Raw genomic sequence first — 15,938 nt, 5'->3', positions numbered from 1 at the left:
CCGGTCAGGCGTTGCCGGCCGGACCCGCGGCCTGCTGCTCGGTCTCGTCCTCGACGGCGTGCGACAGGAAGTCGTCCACCATGCGGTGAAAGAGGGTGGCGAGCTGACGCAGCTCGTCCGGTGACCAGTCGGCCAGCGCCAGCTGCATCCCTCGTGCGCCGGCCTCGCGGACCCGGTCGACGGCCTGCCGTCCGGTGTCCGTGAGCTGGATGCGCTGGGCGCGGCGGTCGTCGGGGTCGGGGACGCGGGTGACGTGCCCGGACTTCTGCAGCTGCTGCACCGTGCGGGTCACATGCGAGGCCTCCACACCGAGCCTGTTGGCCAGCTCCCCCGGCCGCAGCGGCTCCGCGTCGGCGATCTGGCGCAGCAGCGCCACGGCGGCTCGGTCCAGCGGCACTCCGGCCAGGGCCATCAGCCGCTCGTGCTGGCGGGCACGGGTGCTCAGGTAGGTGATGCGGGTGAGCGCGCGCTCGATCTCGATCACTTCGGCGGAGGCTGCGGGGAGGCGTTCGGTGGGCATGCGGCTCACTTTACCATCTTGTTGCGTAACTCAATTAAGTTACTCGCCCCTCAATTCCGATTGCTTGACTCAAGTAATCCTCATATGCTTGCCTAACTCAAGCAATAGCAAGGCCGGGGCTGCCCGAGCGGAGGCCGCCCCCTGCGCCGAACCCGTGGGGACGGGGAACGGCGCGGTCCCGGGCCCGGCGGCGGCCCCTCCCCCCGGCCGTAGCCGGGCCCGAGGACACACACCCACAGAAAGCAGGCATCTCCCATGAGCACGATGAAGTCCGTTCAGACAGCCGGCGTGGGCAGGGTCGAAGTGGTGGACGTCGAGCGTCCGGTACCCGGCCCCAAGGACGTGCTCGTACGGATCCGCGCCTGCGGCATCTGCGGCACCGACGTCACCTTCCTGCACATGGGCGGCATGCCGGCCCGCGCCCATCTCGGCGGCGACATGATCCCGGTCGCCCTGGGCCACGAGCCGGCCGGTGAGATCGTCGAGGTCGGTGCGGAGGTGACCGGTCTGAAGGCGGGCGACCGCGTGGTGGTCAACCCGCAGGACGCGCCGACCGGCATCATCGGCTGCGGCGGCGAGTACGGCGGCATGAGCGAGTACCTGCTCATCGAGAACGCCGAGGTCGGCAGGAGCGTGGCCGTCTTCCCGGACACCGTGCCCTTCGACGTCGCCTCCCTCAACGAGCCGATGGCGGTGTCCCTGCACGCCGTCAACCGCTCCGAGGCGGGGCCCGGCGACAAGGTCGTCGTCTTCGGCGCCGGGCCGATCGGCCTGGGTGCCGCGATCTGGCTGAAGCTGCGCGGCGTCGAGCACGTGGTGGTGGCCGACGTCATTCCCTCCCGGCTGGAGAAGGCACTGGCCGTGGGGGCGGACGCCGTGGTCGACTCCGCCGAGGAGGACGTGGCCGCGCGTCTGACCGAACTGCACGGCCAGAGCGCCAACGCGCTCGGCCAGCCCCGGCCGGGCACCGACATCTTCATCGACGCGGCCGGTGCCGCGGCCGTCCTCAACACCGTGGTCGGGTCGGCCAAGTGGGGCGCCAAGCTGGTCATGGTGGCGGTGCAGAAGAAGGGCTCCGAGATCGACCTCGGCGGCATGCTCCGCAGCGAGCTCACCCTCATCGCCTCCCAGGGCTATCCCACCGAGATCTTCGAGGTGACCCCCGAACTCGTGGAGCACCGGGAGCGTTTCGCGAGGCTGATCAGCCACCGCGTGCCGTTCTCCGAGGTCGACCGGGCCTTCGAGCTCACGATGACGCCGGGGGCCGCGGAAAAGGTGGTCGTGACCCTGGACGACGAGGCCTGAGACAGGAGCCGGAGGCATGCCGCGGACAACCGGATTCCACGGCAGGCCCGGTTGAGGAGTCGTACGTGCGCACCCACCCCCAGGCAGGCCCGACGTGTCCCGACTGATCACCCTGCGCCGGGCCGTGCGGCACGCGGCGCGGGCCACGGTCCACCTCTTCGTCTCGGCGGCGATGGCCTTCGGGTCGTACGTCTTCGTCACCGTGCTGCTGATCACCGCCACGGGCACGGTCGCGGTGGTCGGTGCCTGGATGCTGCCCGAGACCGTGCTGCTGGTCCGGCGGATCGCCGGGGCCAAGCGGCGGCACACCGCCGCCTGGACGGGCCGGGAGATCCCCGAGGCCTACCAGCCGGTCACCGGGCCGCTGCGCGAGCGGCTGCATACGGCGGTCCGCGATCCCGGCTTGTTCGTGGACGCGCGCTGGATGCTCGCGTTCTACGCCTACGGCTGGCTTCCGGTGCTGCTGCTCCCGCTGTGGCCGCTGGGTCTCGTCGTCGACGGCGTGTGGTGCGGTCTGCTGGTCCGCACGCCCGTGGCCCTGCCGCTGATCGGCCGCCTCGCCGACCTGGAGGCCGCCTGGTCGACCGCCCTGCTCAAACCGTCACCGAAGGCACTGCTGGCCGCACGGGTCAAGAGACTGACGGCAACCCGGGCCGACGCCGTCTCCGCGCACGGCGCCGAACTGCGCCGTATCGAACGGGATCTGCACGACGGTGCACAGGCCCGCCTGGTGGCCCTGTCCATGCGGATCGGCCTGGCACAGCGCGCGTACACACGTGACCCCGACGCCGCGCGCCGGATGCTCGCCGACGCCCAGGGCCATGCCGAAGAGGCGCTCACCGAACTCCGGCACGTGGTGCGCGGCATCCATCCGCCGATCCTCACCGACCGCGGCCTCGTCGGTGCCGTACGGGCGCTCGCAGCCGGCAGTGGCCTTCAAGTGGCCGTCCTCGTCGACGACTTGGAGGACGGACCGCGTGCCCCTGCCGCGGTCGAGGGGGCCGCCTACTTCGTCGTCGCGGAGTCGCTGACCAACGCCGCCAAGCACAGCGGGTCGGAGCGGGCCGAGGTGCTGCTCGCCAGGACCGCCACGGGGTTGAGCGTGCGGGTGCGGGACGAGGGCGGAGGCGGCGCCGACGAGGCCGGCGGCTCCGGGCTGCTCGGCATGCAGCGGCGGGTCGCGGCGCTCGACGGGACTCTGCGGGTGTCGAGTCCGGTCGGCGGGCCGACCGTCGTGGCGGTGGAGCTGCCGTGCGTGTGGTGATCGCCGCCCGTGGTCCGCACGGATGACGGTCACGACGGCTCGTACTGCGTTCTCCGTACGCGCGATTGTCGGCAGCCGCACGACGACGGGACGGCCCGGGGTGGCGGCGGGAAGCCCGGGTTCTCGGACTCGCGGCGGCCGTCCTGCTCGACGCGTTCATCGTCCCGCATGGCGTTCGCGCCCGCGGTCCTCGCCCTGCTCGCCGGTGCGGCCTGGTGGCCGCCGCGGTGGCCCGACCGCGTCCTCCACGTCGGCCGACGTGGAAGACGATTCGCTCAGCCGGCAGGGACCACCCGTGGCACCGGCCGAGCCCGCCGGACGGGAGTCACGCCGCGGCCCGGGCGGCGTGCGTACGCCTGCCCTACGGCCGCGACCGGCTCACGATCACCGTCACCGACGACGGCACCGCCCCGGCTTCCCCGCCGCCCAAGGACGTGACCGCAGAGGGGCTGCTGGCCGGCATGCGCACCGTGGCCACCGGTGATTCCCTGCTCTCGCCGCTCGCCACCCGCGTGCCGATCACGCGTTTCCTGTCCTCCCCCGCGCAGAGCGCCCGACTGGCCACGCCCGCGGACCTCGCATCCCTCACCGCCCGCGAGCGCGAGGTGATGGCGTGGGTGGCGGAGGGCCACTCCAAAAGCCGGGCGCCCGTGACCGGGCCCAACTGGTCGTGATCGCCTATCAGTCGGCACTCGTGACGGCACCGCCGTCCGGCGCCGTGTGAGACCGTTCAGGCGAAACCCGGCCGCGGGGCGAGTGACGGCGGACCGGACCGTCCACACCTTCACACGTGACCCTGCCGCTGATCGCCCCCATGCTCGCCACCTCCGGCACCCTGCCGCCCGCCGCGCAGGACATGCGCTGGGCGTACGAGACCAAGCAGGACGGCCAGCGCGCGGTGGTCTATCTGCCCGGGGACGGCAGCGTCGTGCTGCGCGCCCGTTCCGGGGAGGACATCACCGCCGCCTATCCCGAACTGCGGCCCCTGGGTGAGGCGCTGGGCACCGAACCCGCCGTGCTGGACGGCGAGGTCCTGGCGCTGGACGAAGAAGGACGCGCCGACTTCCAGTTGCTGCAGTCCCGGATGGGCCTGGCCCACGCGCCGGGCAGGGCGGCGCGCATGGCGGCGACCGTGCCGGTGCATCTGGTGCTGTTCGACGTGATGCACCTGGGCCGGCGCTCGCTCCTCCCCCTCCCCTACGCCGAACGGCGCACGGCGCTCGAAGGACTCGGTCTCGACGGGCCGTTCTGGTCCACTCCGGGTGCCGTCGTCGGCCACGGCCGGCAGGCTCTCGAGGCGACCCGCGCGCACGGCCTGGAGGGCCTGGTCTGCAAGCGGCTGGACTCCGGTTACGAACCCGGGGTGCGCTCCCGCGCCTGGATCAAGATCCGCAACATGCGCAGTGAGGACGTCATCGTGGGCGGCTGGCTGCCCGGCAAGGGCCGGCTGTCCGGCCTCCCCGGCGCCGTGCTGGTCGGCCAGCGCGCCGCGGGACGCCTGCGCTACGTCGGCAGCGTGGGCACGGGCTGGAGCGAGGCCGAACGCACCGGGCTCGCGGCGCTGCTGCGGGCCGCGGCGACCGACGAGTGCCCCTTCGATCCGGTGCCGTCGGTCACGGGCGCGCACTGGGTGCTGCCGCGGCTCGTCGGCGAGGTCCGCTTCAGTACCCGCACCCGGGCGGGACTGCTGCGGCAGCCGTCCTGGCTACGGCTGCGGCCGGACCTCGCGCCCGAGGAGGCAGCGGCCGACATTCCGGATAACTCTCTCTGACGTACCGTCACGTTCCAAGTATTGGGTTGCACTTCACCACCGATACGCCCATGACCTCTTGGCGCGGAAGTGAAAACCGGGGAAGCTGAACCGCTTTCAGCTTCACCACGCTTCCAGCTGAACCGCCTTTTCCCCCACAGCCGTTGGGCTGCGCCCGCGACCAAGAGGAGGACGCAGTGTCGTCACCGAAGTTCAAGGCACACCGCAGGAGATGGCTCACCGGCGCGGCCGGTGCCGCCGCACTCGTCGTCGCCTTCCCCGCCGCCGCCTTCGCGGCCCCGCCGCAGGCGCTGCCCGCCAACGCCGAGGCGGCGGAGCAGACGTACCTGCCCGCTTTCGACTACGACACGGACGGCTGCTACTCGACGCCCGCCATCGGCCCCGACGGAACGGTCAACGGCGGACTCAAGCCGACCGGCTCGCTCAGCGGGGAGTGCCACGACGCCTCCGACCTCGACAACACCAACAGCTACTCGCGCTACAAGTGCAACAACGGCTGGTGCGCCTACATGTACGGCCTGTACTTCGAGAAGGACCAGGCCATATCCGGCAGCAGCATCGGCGGACACCGCCACGACTGGGAGCACGTCGTGGTCTGGGTGCAGAACGGCCAGATCCAGTACGTCTCGACCTCCAACCACGGCTCGTTCAGCGTGCACACGGCGTCCGAGGTCCGCTTCGAGGGCACGCACGCGAAGATCGTCTACCACAAGGACGGCATCAGCACGCACTGCTTCCGGCTGGGCAATTCGGGCGACGAGCCGCCGGAGAACGCCAAGCACACCTGGCAGCACCCGCCGCTGGTCGGCTGGAACGGCTACCCCGCGGGCCTGCGCGACAAGCTGAGCGCCTACGACTTCGGCAGCGCCAACTTCGGCCTCAAGGACGCCAACTTCGCGGCACACCTCACGTCGGCGAAGCCGTCCGGCATCGCGTTCGACCCCAACGCCTGAGACGGGTCAGGGGATCGGCCCCGGGACGTAGGACCCGAAGCCAGTAGGGCTTCCGTCCCGGGCCCGATCCCCGGTCGTCCCATCGCGCCATAGCGTCCTGGGCATGGACACCAGCGGACGACTCGAAGAAGCACTGCAACGGCTCCACGTCTCGGGACCGGAGCGGCTCGGCCGCCTCACCAACCACGCCCCCATGGTGGTCGAGGCACTGGTCGCGCACGGGCAGGCCGGTGCCGTGCACCGATGGCTCGACCTGTACGAGCCGAAGCTCGAGGACTTCCCCTCCCCCGTGGCTCCCGTCACGGAGACCAACTGGCGTGAGGCGCTGGGCGATCCACGCCGGGCCGCCGACTGGATCGCGTATTTCTCCCGCGCCCTGGCCGACCACCCGTGGCGGAGCGTCCTCGCCGAGTGGTGGCCGCGCCTGCTCCCCGGCCTCTACGGCGGCTCCACCCACCCGGTGATCCGGGTCGGCCACGCCGTACGCGCCCTGGAAGCGGGCGAGAACGCGCCGCGGCTCACCGAGCTCGCGCACGGGCTGGGCTACTGGGCGGCCCGGCACCACACCGTGTCCGGCATCGCCCCGCTACCCGGCGCCGGGAGCGCCACGGAGACCCTGGACGCCGTGCCCCCGATCCACTTGGTGGGCGACGGCTTCCCGGCCCGGCTGGCCGCCGTACGCGGGCTCCCCACCTGGGCGGACGGCGTCACCGACCCGGACACCGCGCAGGAACGGCTCACCGAACTCGTCCAGGCCGCGACACACCGCTATGCCACGCACGGGCACGGCGAGGAGACGATGCTCGTGCACGCGGCGACCGCCCCCAACGCCGTGCTGCGTACGCTCGGTTCCCTGCCCCGTCGGCTGTGGGCGCCGAGCCTGCAGGCGGCGTGGACGGCGTCCGCGGCGGTCACCGCGATGTACGCCCCCGCCGAACCGGTGGCCTACCGGCCACCCGCGGACCTGACGGCCGAGGAGATCCTCGAGCTCGCCCTCGCCCACGGCGACGAGCACGTCATCAAACTCACCGACACGGCACTGGACGTCGGGGACGAGCCGTCGCTCGCCGCCGCCCTGCGCGCGATCGAGCTCAGCGTGCCCCTGTCCTGAATTCCCTCGACGGCCGCGGCCACGCACTCGATGATGTCGGAATGGATCAGCATGATGAACTGCCGTCGGCGATACAGGCGGAAGCGCTGCTCACCCTGGCCGAGGAGCACCACAGGCGCGACGTACGGCCGTTGAGCGCGCGCGAGGCCGCCGGTCACCTCGTGAAGCCGTACGCGCTGCAGGCGCCGGGGCGCACGGTGACCGACCAGGACGCCGAGGCCGCCCTCCGGATCGCCGAGGCCCATCTGGGGCTCGGACGGCACCGCGGCTCGCTCGGGCTCGCCGTCCTGATCGTGCACGCGGGCGGCGACGGCGACTACGTGCTGGTCCAGACGTGGATCGAGGGCCTCATGGCGGACCTGGCCGTCTTCGCGGGACCAGCCGGAAAGCCCGGGCTGCTCCGGCCCGGCCGCGCGGGACTCGCCCCCTGCGTGTGGGAGGCGGCCGTGCTGTCCCACGAGCGGGACGCGTACTCCCGGCACGTCCTCGACGGAACCGGCCCGCTCCGGGACCGGCTCACCGCCTGGACCGCGGACACGATCGACGGAACCGTCGGATGACCGGCGCTCCCCGGGTACGGCACGCCGGGCCGGCCGACCTGCCCCGGGTCACCGAACTCGCGGCCCAGCACGCCGCCTACGAGCGCGCCGAGCCACCCGTTCCCGACCTCGCCGAGCGCCTCGGGAACCTGCTGTTCGACACCCCGCAGCCACGGCTGAGCTGCCTCGTGGCCGAGCTGCCCGACGGCGAGGTCGTCGGCTACGCCACCTGCGCACCCGAGTTCTCCACCTGGGAGGGCCGCGAGCACCTCCACATGGACTGCCTGTTCCTGTCCCCCGGCCACCGCGGTCTCGGCCTCGGCGTCCTGCTCATGGACGCGGTGCTCGCCGAGGCAAGGCGCCTCGGTCTGAGCGAGGTGCAGTGGCAGACACCCGCGTGGAACGACGGCGCGCTCCGCTTCTACCACCGGCTCGGTGCCCGTGCGAGGGAAAAGCTGCGGTACGTCCTGCCCGTGCCACAGTGACCCTCCTGAGGGTCTATCGTGTCTCGCATGTCCGTCCCGGAACTGATCCGCATCGTCTCCCGCGACTCACCCATGGCACTGGCGCAAGTGGAGCGTGTGCGTGCCGAGTTGACCGCCCTGCATCCCGGCGTCCGTACCGAGGTCGTCCCCGTGAAGACCACCGGTGACAAGTGGATGGGGGATCTGTCGAAGGTCGAGGGCAAGGGCGCGTTCACCAAGGAGGTCGACGCGGCACTGCTGGCCGGCGAGGCCGATCTCGCGGTGCACTGCGTCAAGGACGTCCCCGCCGACCGGCCGTTGCCGGCGGGCACGGTGTTCGCCGCGTTCCTGAAGCGGGACGACATCCGGGACGCGCTGGTGCATCCGGGCGGCCTCACGCTGGACGAGCTCCCGGCGGGGACACGGATCGGCACCTCGTCGGTGCGCAGGGTCGCCCAGCTGGCCGCCACGCACCCGGACCTGCGGTGCGTGCCGTTCCGCGGCAACGCCAACCGGCGCCTGGAGAAGCTCGCGGCCGGGGAGGCGGACGCGCTGCTGCTGGCGGTCTCCGGGCTTGAGCGCATCGACCGGCGCGATGTGATCAGCGAGGTTCTGTCGACGGAGACGATGATGCCGCCGATCGGCGCGGGCATCCTCGCGCTGCAGTGCCGTCAGGACGACAGCGAGATCATCGACGCGGTCAGCGGACTCGGGGACCCGGCCACCCATCGCGAGGCGACCGCGGAGCGCATGTTCCTGCATGTGCTCCAGGGGCACTGCAACAGCCCGATCGCCGGGTTCGCCCGCGTGGACCGCAGCGGTGAGCTGTCCCTGCGTGCGTGTGTGTTCACCCCGGACGGCAAGACCAGGCTCAACGCCCACGAGTGGGCGGGTCCGCTGGATCCGGCCACCCTCGGTACGTCGGTGGCGGTGGCTCTGCTGCGCCAGGGCGCCCGCGAGATCATCGACGGCATCCCTCACTGAGTGACATGCGCCGGCGTCAGGCGGTGCCCTCCTCCGCCTGGTCGCGGAGGAAGTTGCTCACCTGGCGGGCCAGGCTCTCGCGGCCCGTACCTGCGTGGGTGCCCACGGAACCCTCGTGCAGGCCGATACCGCCCGTCCACAGCCGGCGGTCCGCCCACTCGTCGTCGGCCCGCAGCTGGACCTGGACGTCCACCTGCTTCAGGGACGCCTCGGGTCCCGCCGCGTAGAGCACGGCGGTGGCCCGGCGCAGCGGGTAGACGTCGAAGCCTTCTATGAACTGCGAGTTGCGCCAGTCGATGAACGCGCTCTCGCCGTCGGGGCCCAGGCGCACGTCGATCTGGCCGTCCTCCAGGTGGATGCCGACGTGCCGGCTGCCGCGGTTCTCGACGGTCACGCGGAGGCGGAAGTAGGTCAGCCCGGCTGCGGCGTCGTCCCGTCCGCGCGGCGGCTCGGCCTGCTCCAGACGGTGGACGCGGATGCGCAGACCGGCATGCTCGTCGTACTCCTGCCAGTCCCCGACCACGTTCGGCTCGTACACAATCCACCTCTCGACTTCTACGGGCTGCTTCCTATCCGTGTACTCAGTGCACTGTCAAATGAGCAGAATGCGCTGTGGCCAGGGAATTCACCCCTTTTGATCGCTGATCAAGCCGTGCGCAGGAAGAATTCGTCTTCCGGCGCGTCAGCGGCTTCAGCGGGCGTGCCGCACATCACGTTCCCGGCCATGATCAGCAAGCCGGCCGCCGAGCAGCGCGGAGGCGGCGCCGATGCCGAGCACGGCGGCCAGGCACGGCACGGCGAAGTCGAGCGCGACGCTCTGCTCGCGGGCGGGGTCAGCCGACGCGGTGGGCGGTGCGGAGGTGCTTCGGGCATCGCCGGTCATGCGGGTGGCCGCGCGTACGGCGCCGCGGTGCTCCCGGACGCCGGTGCGGGCGATCGATGAACCGACGGGGCGCGCTGACCAGGGCCTGGGCGAGTTCGCGCCGACGGACCATGCCGCCGGCGTAGGTGCCGGCGAGGTCGACCCGGCCCGGGCCTGGGCGACGCGCTCGGCGCGTTCCCTGCGGGGCACGGCGAAGACGCGGGCGAACGGAGCGACGTTCTCCCGGCCGGTGAGGCCCGCGTCGGCGGACAGCTGCTGCGGGAGGTAGTCGCGCGGCCGTCGTACGGCCATACGGTCGGAGCGGATCGCCGTGGTCTTGCCGGCGCCGTTGGGCCGAGCAGGCCGAAGACCTCGCCCGCCCGGACGGTCAGGTCGAGCCCGTCGACGGTGGTCGTGCCGCCGAAGGCGCAGGCGAGTCAGCCTGCGCAGGGCGGGGAGTGCGGCGCGTCCCGGTCCGCCTCGGCGGGGCGTGGCAGCTCGACCTCGGCGCCGCGCAGGCGCGGCATGGTCAGCCCGCCGCGACGGCTCGCTCACAGCGTGTATTTCACTCGTCGAATTCCCTTGAATTCGCAAACGTATTGCCGTCAGGATTTCCCTCGGAATCACTCGTAGAATTGTTTCGGAACCTCCGGACGGGGAATGGGCATTTCAGTGCTTCGGACAGGAGGCACGTCCGTGGGAACTGGCTCTCGCCCGGTTTCCGGCGTCCTCCCGGTGCTGTCCGAGCCGCGTCTCCCACGGTTGTCCGTCCACAGGCACCTGCTGAGGGAGGCGCGCAGATGCGTTCCACCGTCAGAACAACCGTCAGAACAAGGCAGCACCCGCACGACGACGCCCCGGACACCGCAGACGACTTCGAACGGCTCGTCGAGCTGTCCGACGGCCCCGAACGCCAAGCACTCCGTGACGAACTGGTCCAGGCCTGGTTGCCGATGGCCGAGCGGATCGCCGTCCGCTTCCGCGGCCGTGGCGAGGGTCTCGAGGACCTGTACCAGGTGGCGGCCCTCGGACTGGTCAAGGCCGTCGACCACTACGATCCCGCACGCGGCCGCGCCTTCGAGGCGTACGCCGTGCCGACGATCACCGGCGAGATCAAGCGCCACTTCCGTGACCACATGTGGACGCTGCACGTACCCCGCCGCGTCCAGGACCTGCGCAACCGTGTGCGGCGCTCGGCGAAGGAGCTCGCGCAGTCGACGCCGGGGCGACCGCCGACAGTGGCTGAGATCGCCGAACACGCGCATCTGACCGAGAGCGAGGTGCGCACCGGGATGGAGGCCCTGGAGTGCTTCTCCGCGCTCTCACTCGAGGCCGAGATGCCCGGGACCGACGGTTACGCCCTCCAGGACGCGCTCGGCGAGCTGGACCCCGGCTACGACACCGTCGTCGACCGCGAGGCCGTCAAGCCCTGTCTGCAGGCCCTCCCGGAACGCGAGCGGACCATCCTCTACCTGCGCTTCTTCGGAGGGATGACCCAGAGCCACATCGCGCAGCAACTCGGCATCTCGCAGATGCACGTCTCGCGGCTGCTCAGCGGCTGCTTCGCCCGGCTTCGTGAGGAGGTCCTGACCGGGGCCGGCTGAGTGCGGGCGGTCCGGGGTCACGCCTCGGGCGGTGCCCCCGGAACCTGTGTGGGGCCGCGACGGTCCAGGGCGTCCTCCAGCTCCGCAGCGATTTCCGGGGGCAATTCCCCTCTGCGGCCCCAGATGAGAATCATCTCCGCGATATTGCGGAGCTTGATATTGGTGTGCTGCGAGACTTCCTTCAGCACCACCCACCCTTGGTCCGGTGTCACCCGGCCCAGTGCCACGATCATTCCGATCGCCTGGTCCACGACGGCGTGTGAAGTGACCGCTTCCTTCAGCTGGTGCACTTCTTCCTCGAGTTCGAAGATCCGGTCCGTTTCTGCGGCGGACTCGCGGGGTACTCGTGCCACCCCTCCATCGTGCCACCGGTCTGCTCGGCAGGCGCCCCGAGCGGTTCCGGTTGGAGACTGGTGGCAGACCGGGGGCTGCCGGACGACGAGAGCAGGACGCGAGCGCCATGAACCACGACACGACACCCTCCTCCGGTACGACGGAGATCGTCTCCACGCACTCCGTGTTCGGCGCACCCTGCTGGGTCAGTCTGACCAGCCGCGACCTGGAGGCCACGCAGGACTTCTACGGAGCCGTGTTCGGCTGGCGCTGGCGCAGGGGCAAGCTCGGCGACCGGTTCCGGATCGCGCTGGCGAACGGCGTCCCGGTCGCCGGGATCGCGGCGGTCGCGTCGATGTGGCAGATGGCGGTGGCCTGGACGCCGTACTTCGCCGTACCCAGCGCGGACGACGCCGTGGCCCGGGCCCGGGAACGCGGCGGTACGGTGGCGGTGGGGCCGATCTCCCTGCCACCCGGGCGGGCCGCGCTGCTGGCCGACCGCGACGGCGCGACCTTCGGCATCTGGGAAGGGGAGCTGATCGGCAACTGGGAGGCCTGGCGGCGGGCGGCCCCGGCCTTCATCCGGCTCCACACGCGCGACGCCTTCGACGCAGCGATCTTCTACGGCGAGATCCTGGACTGGGCCACGGACCGCCCCGGCTGCTGCGAGGTCCGCTACGAGGGCGGCGAGGTCGTGCTGCGCAGCGCGGGAGACATCGTGGCCCGCATCGTGTCGGGCGCGCTGGAGGCCGCCCCCGACCCCACCATCCGGCCGCACTGGCAGGTTCACTTCGCGGTCTCGGACGTGGCGGCCTGCGCACGGACCGCGGAACAGCACGGCGGCAGCGTGCTGCGCAAGGCCGCCGACGAGGCGGTGCTGCGCGATCAGGACGGTGCGCAGTTCACGGTCACTTCGCGTCGGGAGCGGTGAGGCCGAGGTTGCCCAACGGCGGTCTCGACAGCAGAACCAGGCTGCGTGCCTCCACCGTCAGCCCCGTGCCCGCCTTGTGCTCCGCCTCGTCCGGGGGCCCCTGTTCCTCGGCCGTGTCGATCAGGGTCGTCCAGCGCTCGCCGTAGGTGACGTCGGGCAGCCGGAAGACGACCGGTTCCCAGTAGCTGTTGAGGAGGAGCAGGAAGGAGTCGTCGACCACGGGACGGCCCTGCGGGTCGGGCTCGGCGATGGCGTCGCCGTTGAGGAAGACGCCGACGCAGTGCGCGTCGGAGCGCTGCCAGTCCCGGTCGGTCATCTCGCGGGCGTCCGGCAGCAGCCACACGAGGTCGGGCAGCGGCTGCCCCGCGTGCGTCACCGTCTCGCCGCGGAAGAAGCGGCGGCGCCGCAGGACGGGATGGGCGGCGCGCAGCGCGATGACGGAGCCGGTGAAGTCCGCCAGCTCACGCTGCTCCTCGGTCAACCGCCAGTCGACCCACGAGACCTCGTTGTCCTGGCAGTAGGCGTTGTTGTTGCCGCGCTGGGTGCGCCCCAGTTCGTCCCCGTGGCTCAGCATCGGGATGCCCTGCGACAGCAGCAGGGTGGCGAGGAAGTTGCGCTGCTGGCGGGCGCGCAGTTCCAGGACGGCCGGATCGTCGCTCTCGCCCTCGACGCCGCAGTTCCAGGACCGGTTGGTGCTCTCGCCGTCCCGGTTGCCCTCGCCGTTGGCCAGGTTGTGCTTGTCGTTGTAGGAGACGAGGTCGCGCAGGGTGAACCCGTCGTGCGCGGTCACGAAGTTGACGCTGGCGCGCGGGCGGCGCCGGCTGTGGGCGTACAGGTCGGAGGAACCGGTCAGCCGCGAGGCGAACTCGCCGAGCGAGTGCGGCTCCGCCCGCCAGAAGTCCCGTACGGCATCGCGGTACTTTCCGTTCCACTCCGACCACAGCGGCGGGAAGTTGCCCACCTGGTAGCCCCCCTCGCCGACGTCCCACGGTTCGGCGATGAGCTTGACCCGGCTGATCACCGGGTCCTGCTGGATCAGGTCGAAGAACGCCGACAGCCGGTCCACCTCGTGGAACTGCCGCGCCAGCGTGGCCGCCAGGTCGAAGCGGAAACCGTCGACGTGCATCTCGGTGACCCAGTACCGCAGCGAGTCCATGATCAGCTGAAGCACGTAGGGGTGGCGCATCAGCAGGCTGTTGCCGGTGCCGGTGGTGTCGTAGTAGTGCTCCCAGTCACCGTCCACCAGCCGGTAGTACGAGGCGTTGTCGATGCCCCGGAAGGACAGCGTGGGGCCGTTCCCGTTGCCCTCGGCGGTGTGGTTGTAGACGACGTCCAGGATCACCTCGAGCCCGGCCTCGTGCAGCGCCCTCACCATCGACTTGAACTCGGTGACCTGCTGTCCGCGGGTGCCGCGGGCGGCGTAGGCGTTGTGCGGGGCGAAGAAGCCGATGGTGTTGTAGCCCCAGTAGTTGGACAGGCCGCGGTCCTGCAGCACGCCGTCCTGCACGTACTGGTGCACCGGCATCAGCTCCACCGCGGTCACCCCGAGCGAGGTGAGGTGTTCGACGACGGCGGGGTGCGCGAGCCCGGCATAGGTGCCACGGAGTTCGGCGGGGACAGCCGGGTGGGTGCGGGTCAGGCCGCGTACGTGCGCCTCGTAGATCACGGTGTCGGCGTACGACCGCTGCGGCGGAGTGTCGTCGCCCCAGTCGAACGTGGAATCGGTGACGACGCCGAGCAGGGTGTGCCCGGCGCTGTCGGCGGGGTCGGGGCCGTCCGCGGCGCGCTCGAAGAGGGACCGGTGGTTGTCCACCTGCCCGTCCACCGCCCGGGCGTACGGGTCCAGGAGCAGCTTGGCCGGGTTGCACCGGTGCCCGGCGGCCGGGTGCCACGGTCCGTGCACCCGGAAGCCGTAGCGCTGCCCCGGACCGACGCCGGGCAGGTACCCGTGCCACACGAAGCCGTCGACCTCGCCCAGCGGGACGCGGTGCTCGGTGCCGTCGTCGTCGACGAGGACCAGATCGACGCCCTCGGCGACCTCGCTGAACAGCGCGAAGTTGGTGCCCTTCCCGTCGAAGTCCGCACCCAGTGGGTAGGGGTGCCCGCTCCATGCGGGCACCCCTGCTCTGCGGTACGGCTTCGCGGTCACCGCGCGTCCTCCAGGACGCCGTCCGGCGCGATCGCCGTGGAGGCCAGTGCGGCGACCGGTACATCGCGGGGCACCTCGAGGCCCTCGCGCAGGCTCGGCGCGGGTGCCATGGGCACCAGCGGGACACGTTCGCCGGCGCGGGCGCGCTGCGAGAACCAGATGACCTTGCTGCCGGTGTCGGTGGCGCAGCAGCCCCAGCCGTCGCTCGTCGCGGCGATGTGCTCGAGGCAGCCGCGCAGATCCTGGTCCGGGCGCAGGTCACGGTCGTCGTCCCCGACGGCCGTGATGAGGTGCTGTCCGTTCCACCACATCTCGATCGAGATGGACTTGTCCGTGGCGTGCTCGTCGATGGCGTTCAGGAGCATCTCGGCACCGCCGCAGACGGGCTCGACGAGGGTCTCGAGGTCCCAGTAGCGGAGATGAGCGGCCAGGATGCGGCTGACCTGGCCGACCCGCTCCGGGCTGACCTCCACGTCGAGGTGGTAGTAGCAGGGCACTGCGGTCTTCATCGTCGTTGCTCCTCACCCGCGAGGCTCCCGCTCCTCCTCGAACCCCTGCGGGGCCGAGCCCCGAACACGGAGCGTGAGCAATGATCGCTTCTGAGTAAGCTCCACAGTGGGGGTGCTACGCCATTCGTGCAACACGAGCACACCGTCGAGGTAGTTGAAGAGCTAACAAGACGCTGAGTCATCACCCGTGCACCATGTGTGAAAGCCTCGATCGCCGTAACGGATCCGTGCCTCTGTGTGCACGGCCACCGGCCCGACCGTCGGGCACGTGCCCATCGAGCGCCCCTGGAAGGTGAACGGCGTCATGCTGCTGCCCACCAAGGCCGAAGTCGCCCGGCACTTGCGGCGGTACCGGGCGTGGGAACGTGCGATGCTCGCGTCCCCCGACGACCGCTCACTGCGGGCCACCTTCGAGGACTCGGGCTACACCCTCTGCGTCCTGATGGGGAAGCGCTGCGCACGGGAGGCCGCCGACGCCGCGGAACGCTATCTGCGCTCCAGCCTGGGCGCATACCTCCAGGAAGAGGACGGCCGTCCCCGGACGACCGCCAGGGGCAGGCGGGGACCGCCGAAGCGTCGGCGTTCACGGGCGGGCCGCCGGCAGTCCCCTTCCGGCAGTCCCTTCTGACGCAGGATCCC

The 15,938-nt window shown here is 71.3% G+C and carries 16 protein-coding genes and 2 pseudogenes; 12 read left to right on the top strand and 6 right to left on the bottom strand.

Going from position 1 to position 15,938, the window contains the following annotated elements; translation table 11 throughout:
• Positions 1 to 4: 4 nt before the first annotated feature.
• Positions 5 to 520: a MarR family winged helix-turn-helix transcriptional regulator gene (locus ABZO29_RS42165; protein ID WP_367325483.1), complete on the bottom strand. Its 516-nt coding sequence runs from the start codon at positions 518 to 520 to the stop codon at positions 5 to 7.
• A gap of 255 nt (positions 521 to 775) precedes the next feature.
• On the opposite strand from ABZO29_RS42165, the gene ABZO29_RS42160 reads away from it, so the two are divergent.
• The 9 genes and pseudogenes from ABZO29_RS42160 (at position 776) to hemC (ending at position 8,911) form a co-directional block, all read left to right on the top strand.
• Positions 776 to 1,825 (top strand): zinc-binding dehydrogenase, encoded by a 1,050-nt coding sequence (locus ABZO29_RS42160; RefSeq protein ID WP_367325482.1) that lies wholly within the window; start codon positions 776 to 778, stop codon positions 1,823 to 1,825.
• Between the two features lie 112 nt (positions 1,826 to 1,937).
• Entirely contained in the window at positions 1,938 to 3,089 is a 1,152-nt protein-coding gene (locus tag ABZO29_RS42155; RefSeq protein ID WP_367326392.1) for a sensor histidine kinase, read from the top strand.
• A 428-nt stretch (positions 3,090 to 3,517) separates the two neighbouring features.
• Positions 3,518 to 3,813 (top strand): annotated as a pseudogene (locus ABZO29_RS42150) (DNA-binding response regulator); the annotation flags it as partial.
• 66 nt (positions 3,814 to 3,879) lie between these two features.
• Complete coding sequence (locus ABZO29_RS42145; protein WP_367325481.1) at positions 3,880 to 4,860, top strand: ATP-dependent DNA ligase; 981 nt, start codon at positions 3,880 to 3,882, stop codon at positions 4,858 to 4,860.
• Positions 4,861 to 5,036: 176 nt separating this feature from the next.
• Positions 5,037 to 5,813, top strand: coding sequence for an NPP1 family protein (locus tag ABZO29_RS42140; protein WP_367325480.1), 777 nt, complete (start codon positions 5,037 to 5,039; stop codon positions 5,811 to 5,813).
• Between the two features lie 103 nt (positions 5,814 to 5,916).
• On the top strand, positions 5,917 to 6,924 hold the full coding sequence (locus tag ABZO29_RS42135; RefSeq protein ID WP_367325479.1) for a questin oxidase family protein: 1,008 nt from the start codon (positions 5,917 to 5,919) through the stop codon (positions 6,922 to 6,924).
• Between the two features lie 41 nt (positions 6,925 to 6,965).
• Entirely contained in the window at positions 6,966 to 7,484 is a 519-nt protein-coding gene (locus tag ABZO29_RS42130; protein WP_367325478.1) for a hypothetical protein, read from the top strand.
• Positions 7,481 to 7,948, top strand: coding sequence for an N-acetyltransferase family protein (locus ABZO29_RS42125; protein ID WP_367325477.1), 468 nt, complete (start codon positions 7,481 to 7,483; stop codon positions 7,946 to 7,948). The genes ABZO29_RS42130 and ABZO29_RS42125 overlap by 4 nt, the downstream gene beginning before the upstream one ends.
• 27 nt (positions 7,949 to 7,975) lie before the next feature.
• Positions 7,976 to 8,911, top strand: coding sequence for a hydroxymethylbilane synthase (hemC, locus tag ABZO29_RS42120; protein WP_367325476.1), 936 nt, complete (start codon positions 7,976 to 7,978; stop codon positions 8,909 to 8,911).
• 16 nt (positions 8,912 to 8,927) lie between these two features.
• Here the strand turns inward: hemC and ABZO29_RS42115 are convergent, their stop codons facing one another.
• Positions 8,928 to 9,449, bottom strand: coding sequence for a hypothetical protein (locus ABZO29_RS42115; protein ID WP_367325475.1), 522 nt, complete (start codon positions 9,447 to 9,449; stop codon positions 8,928 to 8,930).
• A 339-nt stretch (positions 9,450 to 9,788) separates the two neighbouring features.
• Positions 9,789 to 10,300, bottom strand: a pseudogene (locus tag ABZO29_RS42110) (ABC transporter ATP-binding protein); the annotation flags it as partial.
• A 273-nt stretch (positions 10,301 to 10,573) separates the two neighbouring features.
• Here ABZO29_RS42110 and ABZO29_RS42105 point away from each other — a divergent pair.
• The gene (locus tag ABZO29_RS42105; protein WP_367325474.1) at positions 10,574 to 11,377 is read left to right on the top strand and encodes an RNA polymerase sigma factor SigF; all 804 of its coding nucleotides are present in this window, start codon (positions 10,574 to 10,576) and stop codon (positions 11,375 to 11,377) included.
• Positions 11,378 to 11,394: 17 nt separating this feature from the next.
• Here ABZO29_RS42105 and ABZO29_RS42100 read toward each other — a convergent pair whose 3' ends face one another.
• Positions 11,395 to 11,730 (bottom strand): ANTAR domain-containing protein, encoded by a 336-nt coding sequence (locus ABZO29_RS42100; protein WP_367325473.1) that lies wholly within the window; start codon positions 11,728 to 11,730, stop codon positions 11,395 to 11,397.
• A gap of 107 nt (positions 11,731 to 11,837) precedes the next feature.
• Here ABZO29_RS42100 and ABZO29_RS42095 point away from each other — a divergent pair, with 107 nt between their 5' ends.
• Complete coding sequence (locus ABZO29_RS42095) at positions 11,838 to 12,641, top strand: VOC family protein (RefSeq protein ID WP_367325472.1); 804 nt, start codon at positions 11,838 to 11,840, stop codon at positions 12,639 to 12,641.
• On the opposite strand, the gene glgX is transcribed toward ABZO29_RS42095, so the two are convergent.
• Positions 12,619 to 14,760 (bottom strand): glycogen debranching protein GlgX, encoded by a 2,142-nt coding sequence (glgX, locus tag ABZO29_RS42090; RefSeq protein WP_367326391.1) that lies wholly within the window; start codon positions 14,758 to 14,760, stop codon positions 12,619 to 12,621. The two genes, ABZO29_RS42095 and glgX, sit on opposite strands and share 23 nt — an antisense overlap.
• A 26-nt stretch (positions 14,761 to 14,786) precedes the next feature.
• Positions 14,787 to 15,299, bottom strand: a complete 513-nt coding sequence (locus ABZO29_RS42085) for a pep a2 (protein WP_367325471.1) — start codon at positions 15,297 to 15,299, stop codon at positions 14,787 to 14,789.
• A gap of 304 nt (positions 15,300 to 15,603) precedes the next feature.
• Here ABZO29_RS42085 and ABZO29_RS42080 point away from each other — a divergent pair, with 304 nt between their 5' ends.
• Positions 15,604 to 15,927, top strand: a complete 324-nt coding sequence (locus ABZO29_RS42080; protein ID WP_367326390.1) for a DUF5133 domain-containing protein — start codon at positions 15,604 to 15,606, stop codon at positions 15,925 to 15,927.
• Positions 15,928 to 15,938 lie beyond the last annotated feature (11 nt).

The organism is Streptomyces sp. HUAS ZL42, assembly GCF_040782645.1.
Taxonomy (GTDB): domain Bacteria; phylum Actinomycetota; class Actinomycetes; order Streptomycetales; family Streptomycetaceae; genus Streptomyces.
The sequence above is the reverse complement of the archived record's forward strand: the minus strand, read 5'-3'. Positions and strand labels throughout refer to the sequence as shown.

Excerpts from the sequence above, each read along its gene's own strand:
- ABZO29_RS42125 (WP_367325477.1), top strand. The coding sequence starts at position 7,481 with ATGACCGGCGCTCCCCGGGTACGGCACGCCGGGCCGGCCGACCTGCCC.
- ABZO29_RS42105 (WP_367325474.1), top strand. The coding sequence starts at position 10,574 with ATGCGTTCCACCGTCAGAACAACCGTCAGAACAAGGCAGCACCCGCAC.
- ABZO29_RS42165 (WP_367325483.1), bottom strand. The coding sequence starts at position 520 with ATGCCCACCGAACGCCTCCCCGCAGCCTCCGCCGAAGTGATCGAGATC.
- ABZO29_RS42160 (WP_367325482.1), top strand. The coding sequence starts at position 776 with ATGAGCACGATGAAGTCCGTTCAGACAGCCGGCGTGGGCAGGGTCGAA.
- ABZO29_RS42080 (WP_367326390.1), top strand. The coding sequence starts at position 15,604 with ATGCTGCTGCCCACCAAGGCCGAAGTCGCCCGGCACTTGCGGCGGTAC.
- ABZO29_RS42130 (WP_367325478.1), top strand. The coding sequence starts at position 6,966 with ATGGATCAGCATGATGAACTGCCGTCGGCGATACAGGCGGAAGCGCTG.
- ABZO29_RS42135 (WP_367325479.1), top strand. The coding sequence starts at position 5,917 with ATGGACACCAGCGGACGACTCGAAGAAGCACTGCAACGGCTCCACGTC.
- ABZO29_RS42095 (WP_367325472.1), top strand. The coding sequence starts at position 11,838 with ATGAACCACGACACGACACCCTCCTCCGGTACGACGGAGATCGTCTCC.
- ABZO29_RS42085 (WP_367325471.1), bottom strand. The coding sequence starts at position 15,299 with ATGAAGACCGCAGTGCCCTGCTACTACCACCTCGACGTGGAGGTCAGC.
- hemC (WP_367325476.1), top strand. The coding sequence starts at position 7,976 with ATGTCCGTCCCGGAACTGATCCGCATCGTCTCCCGCGACTCACCCATG.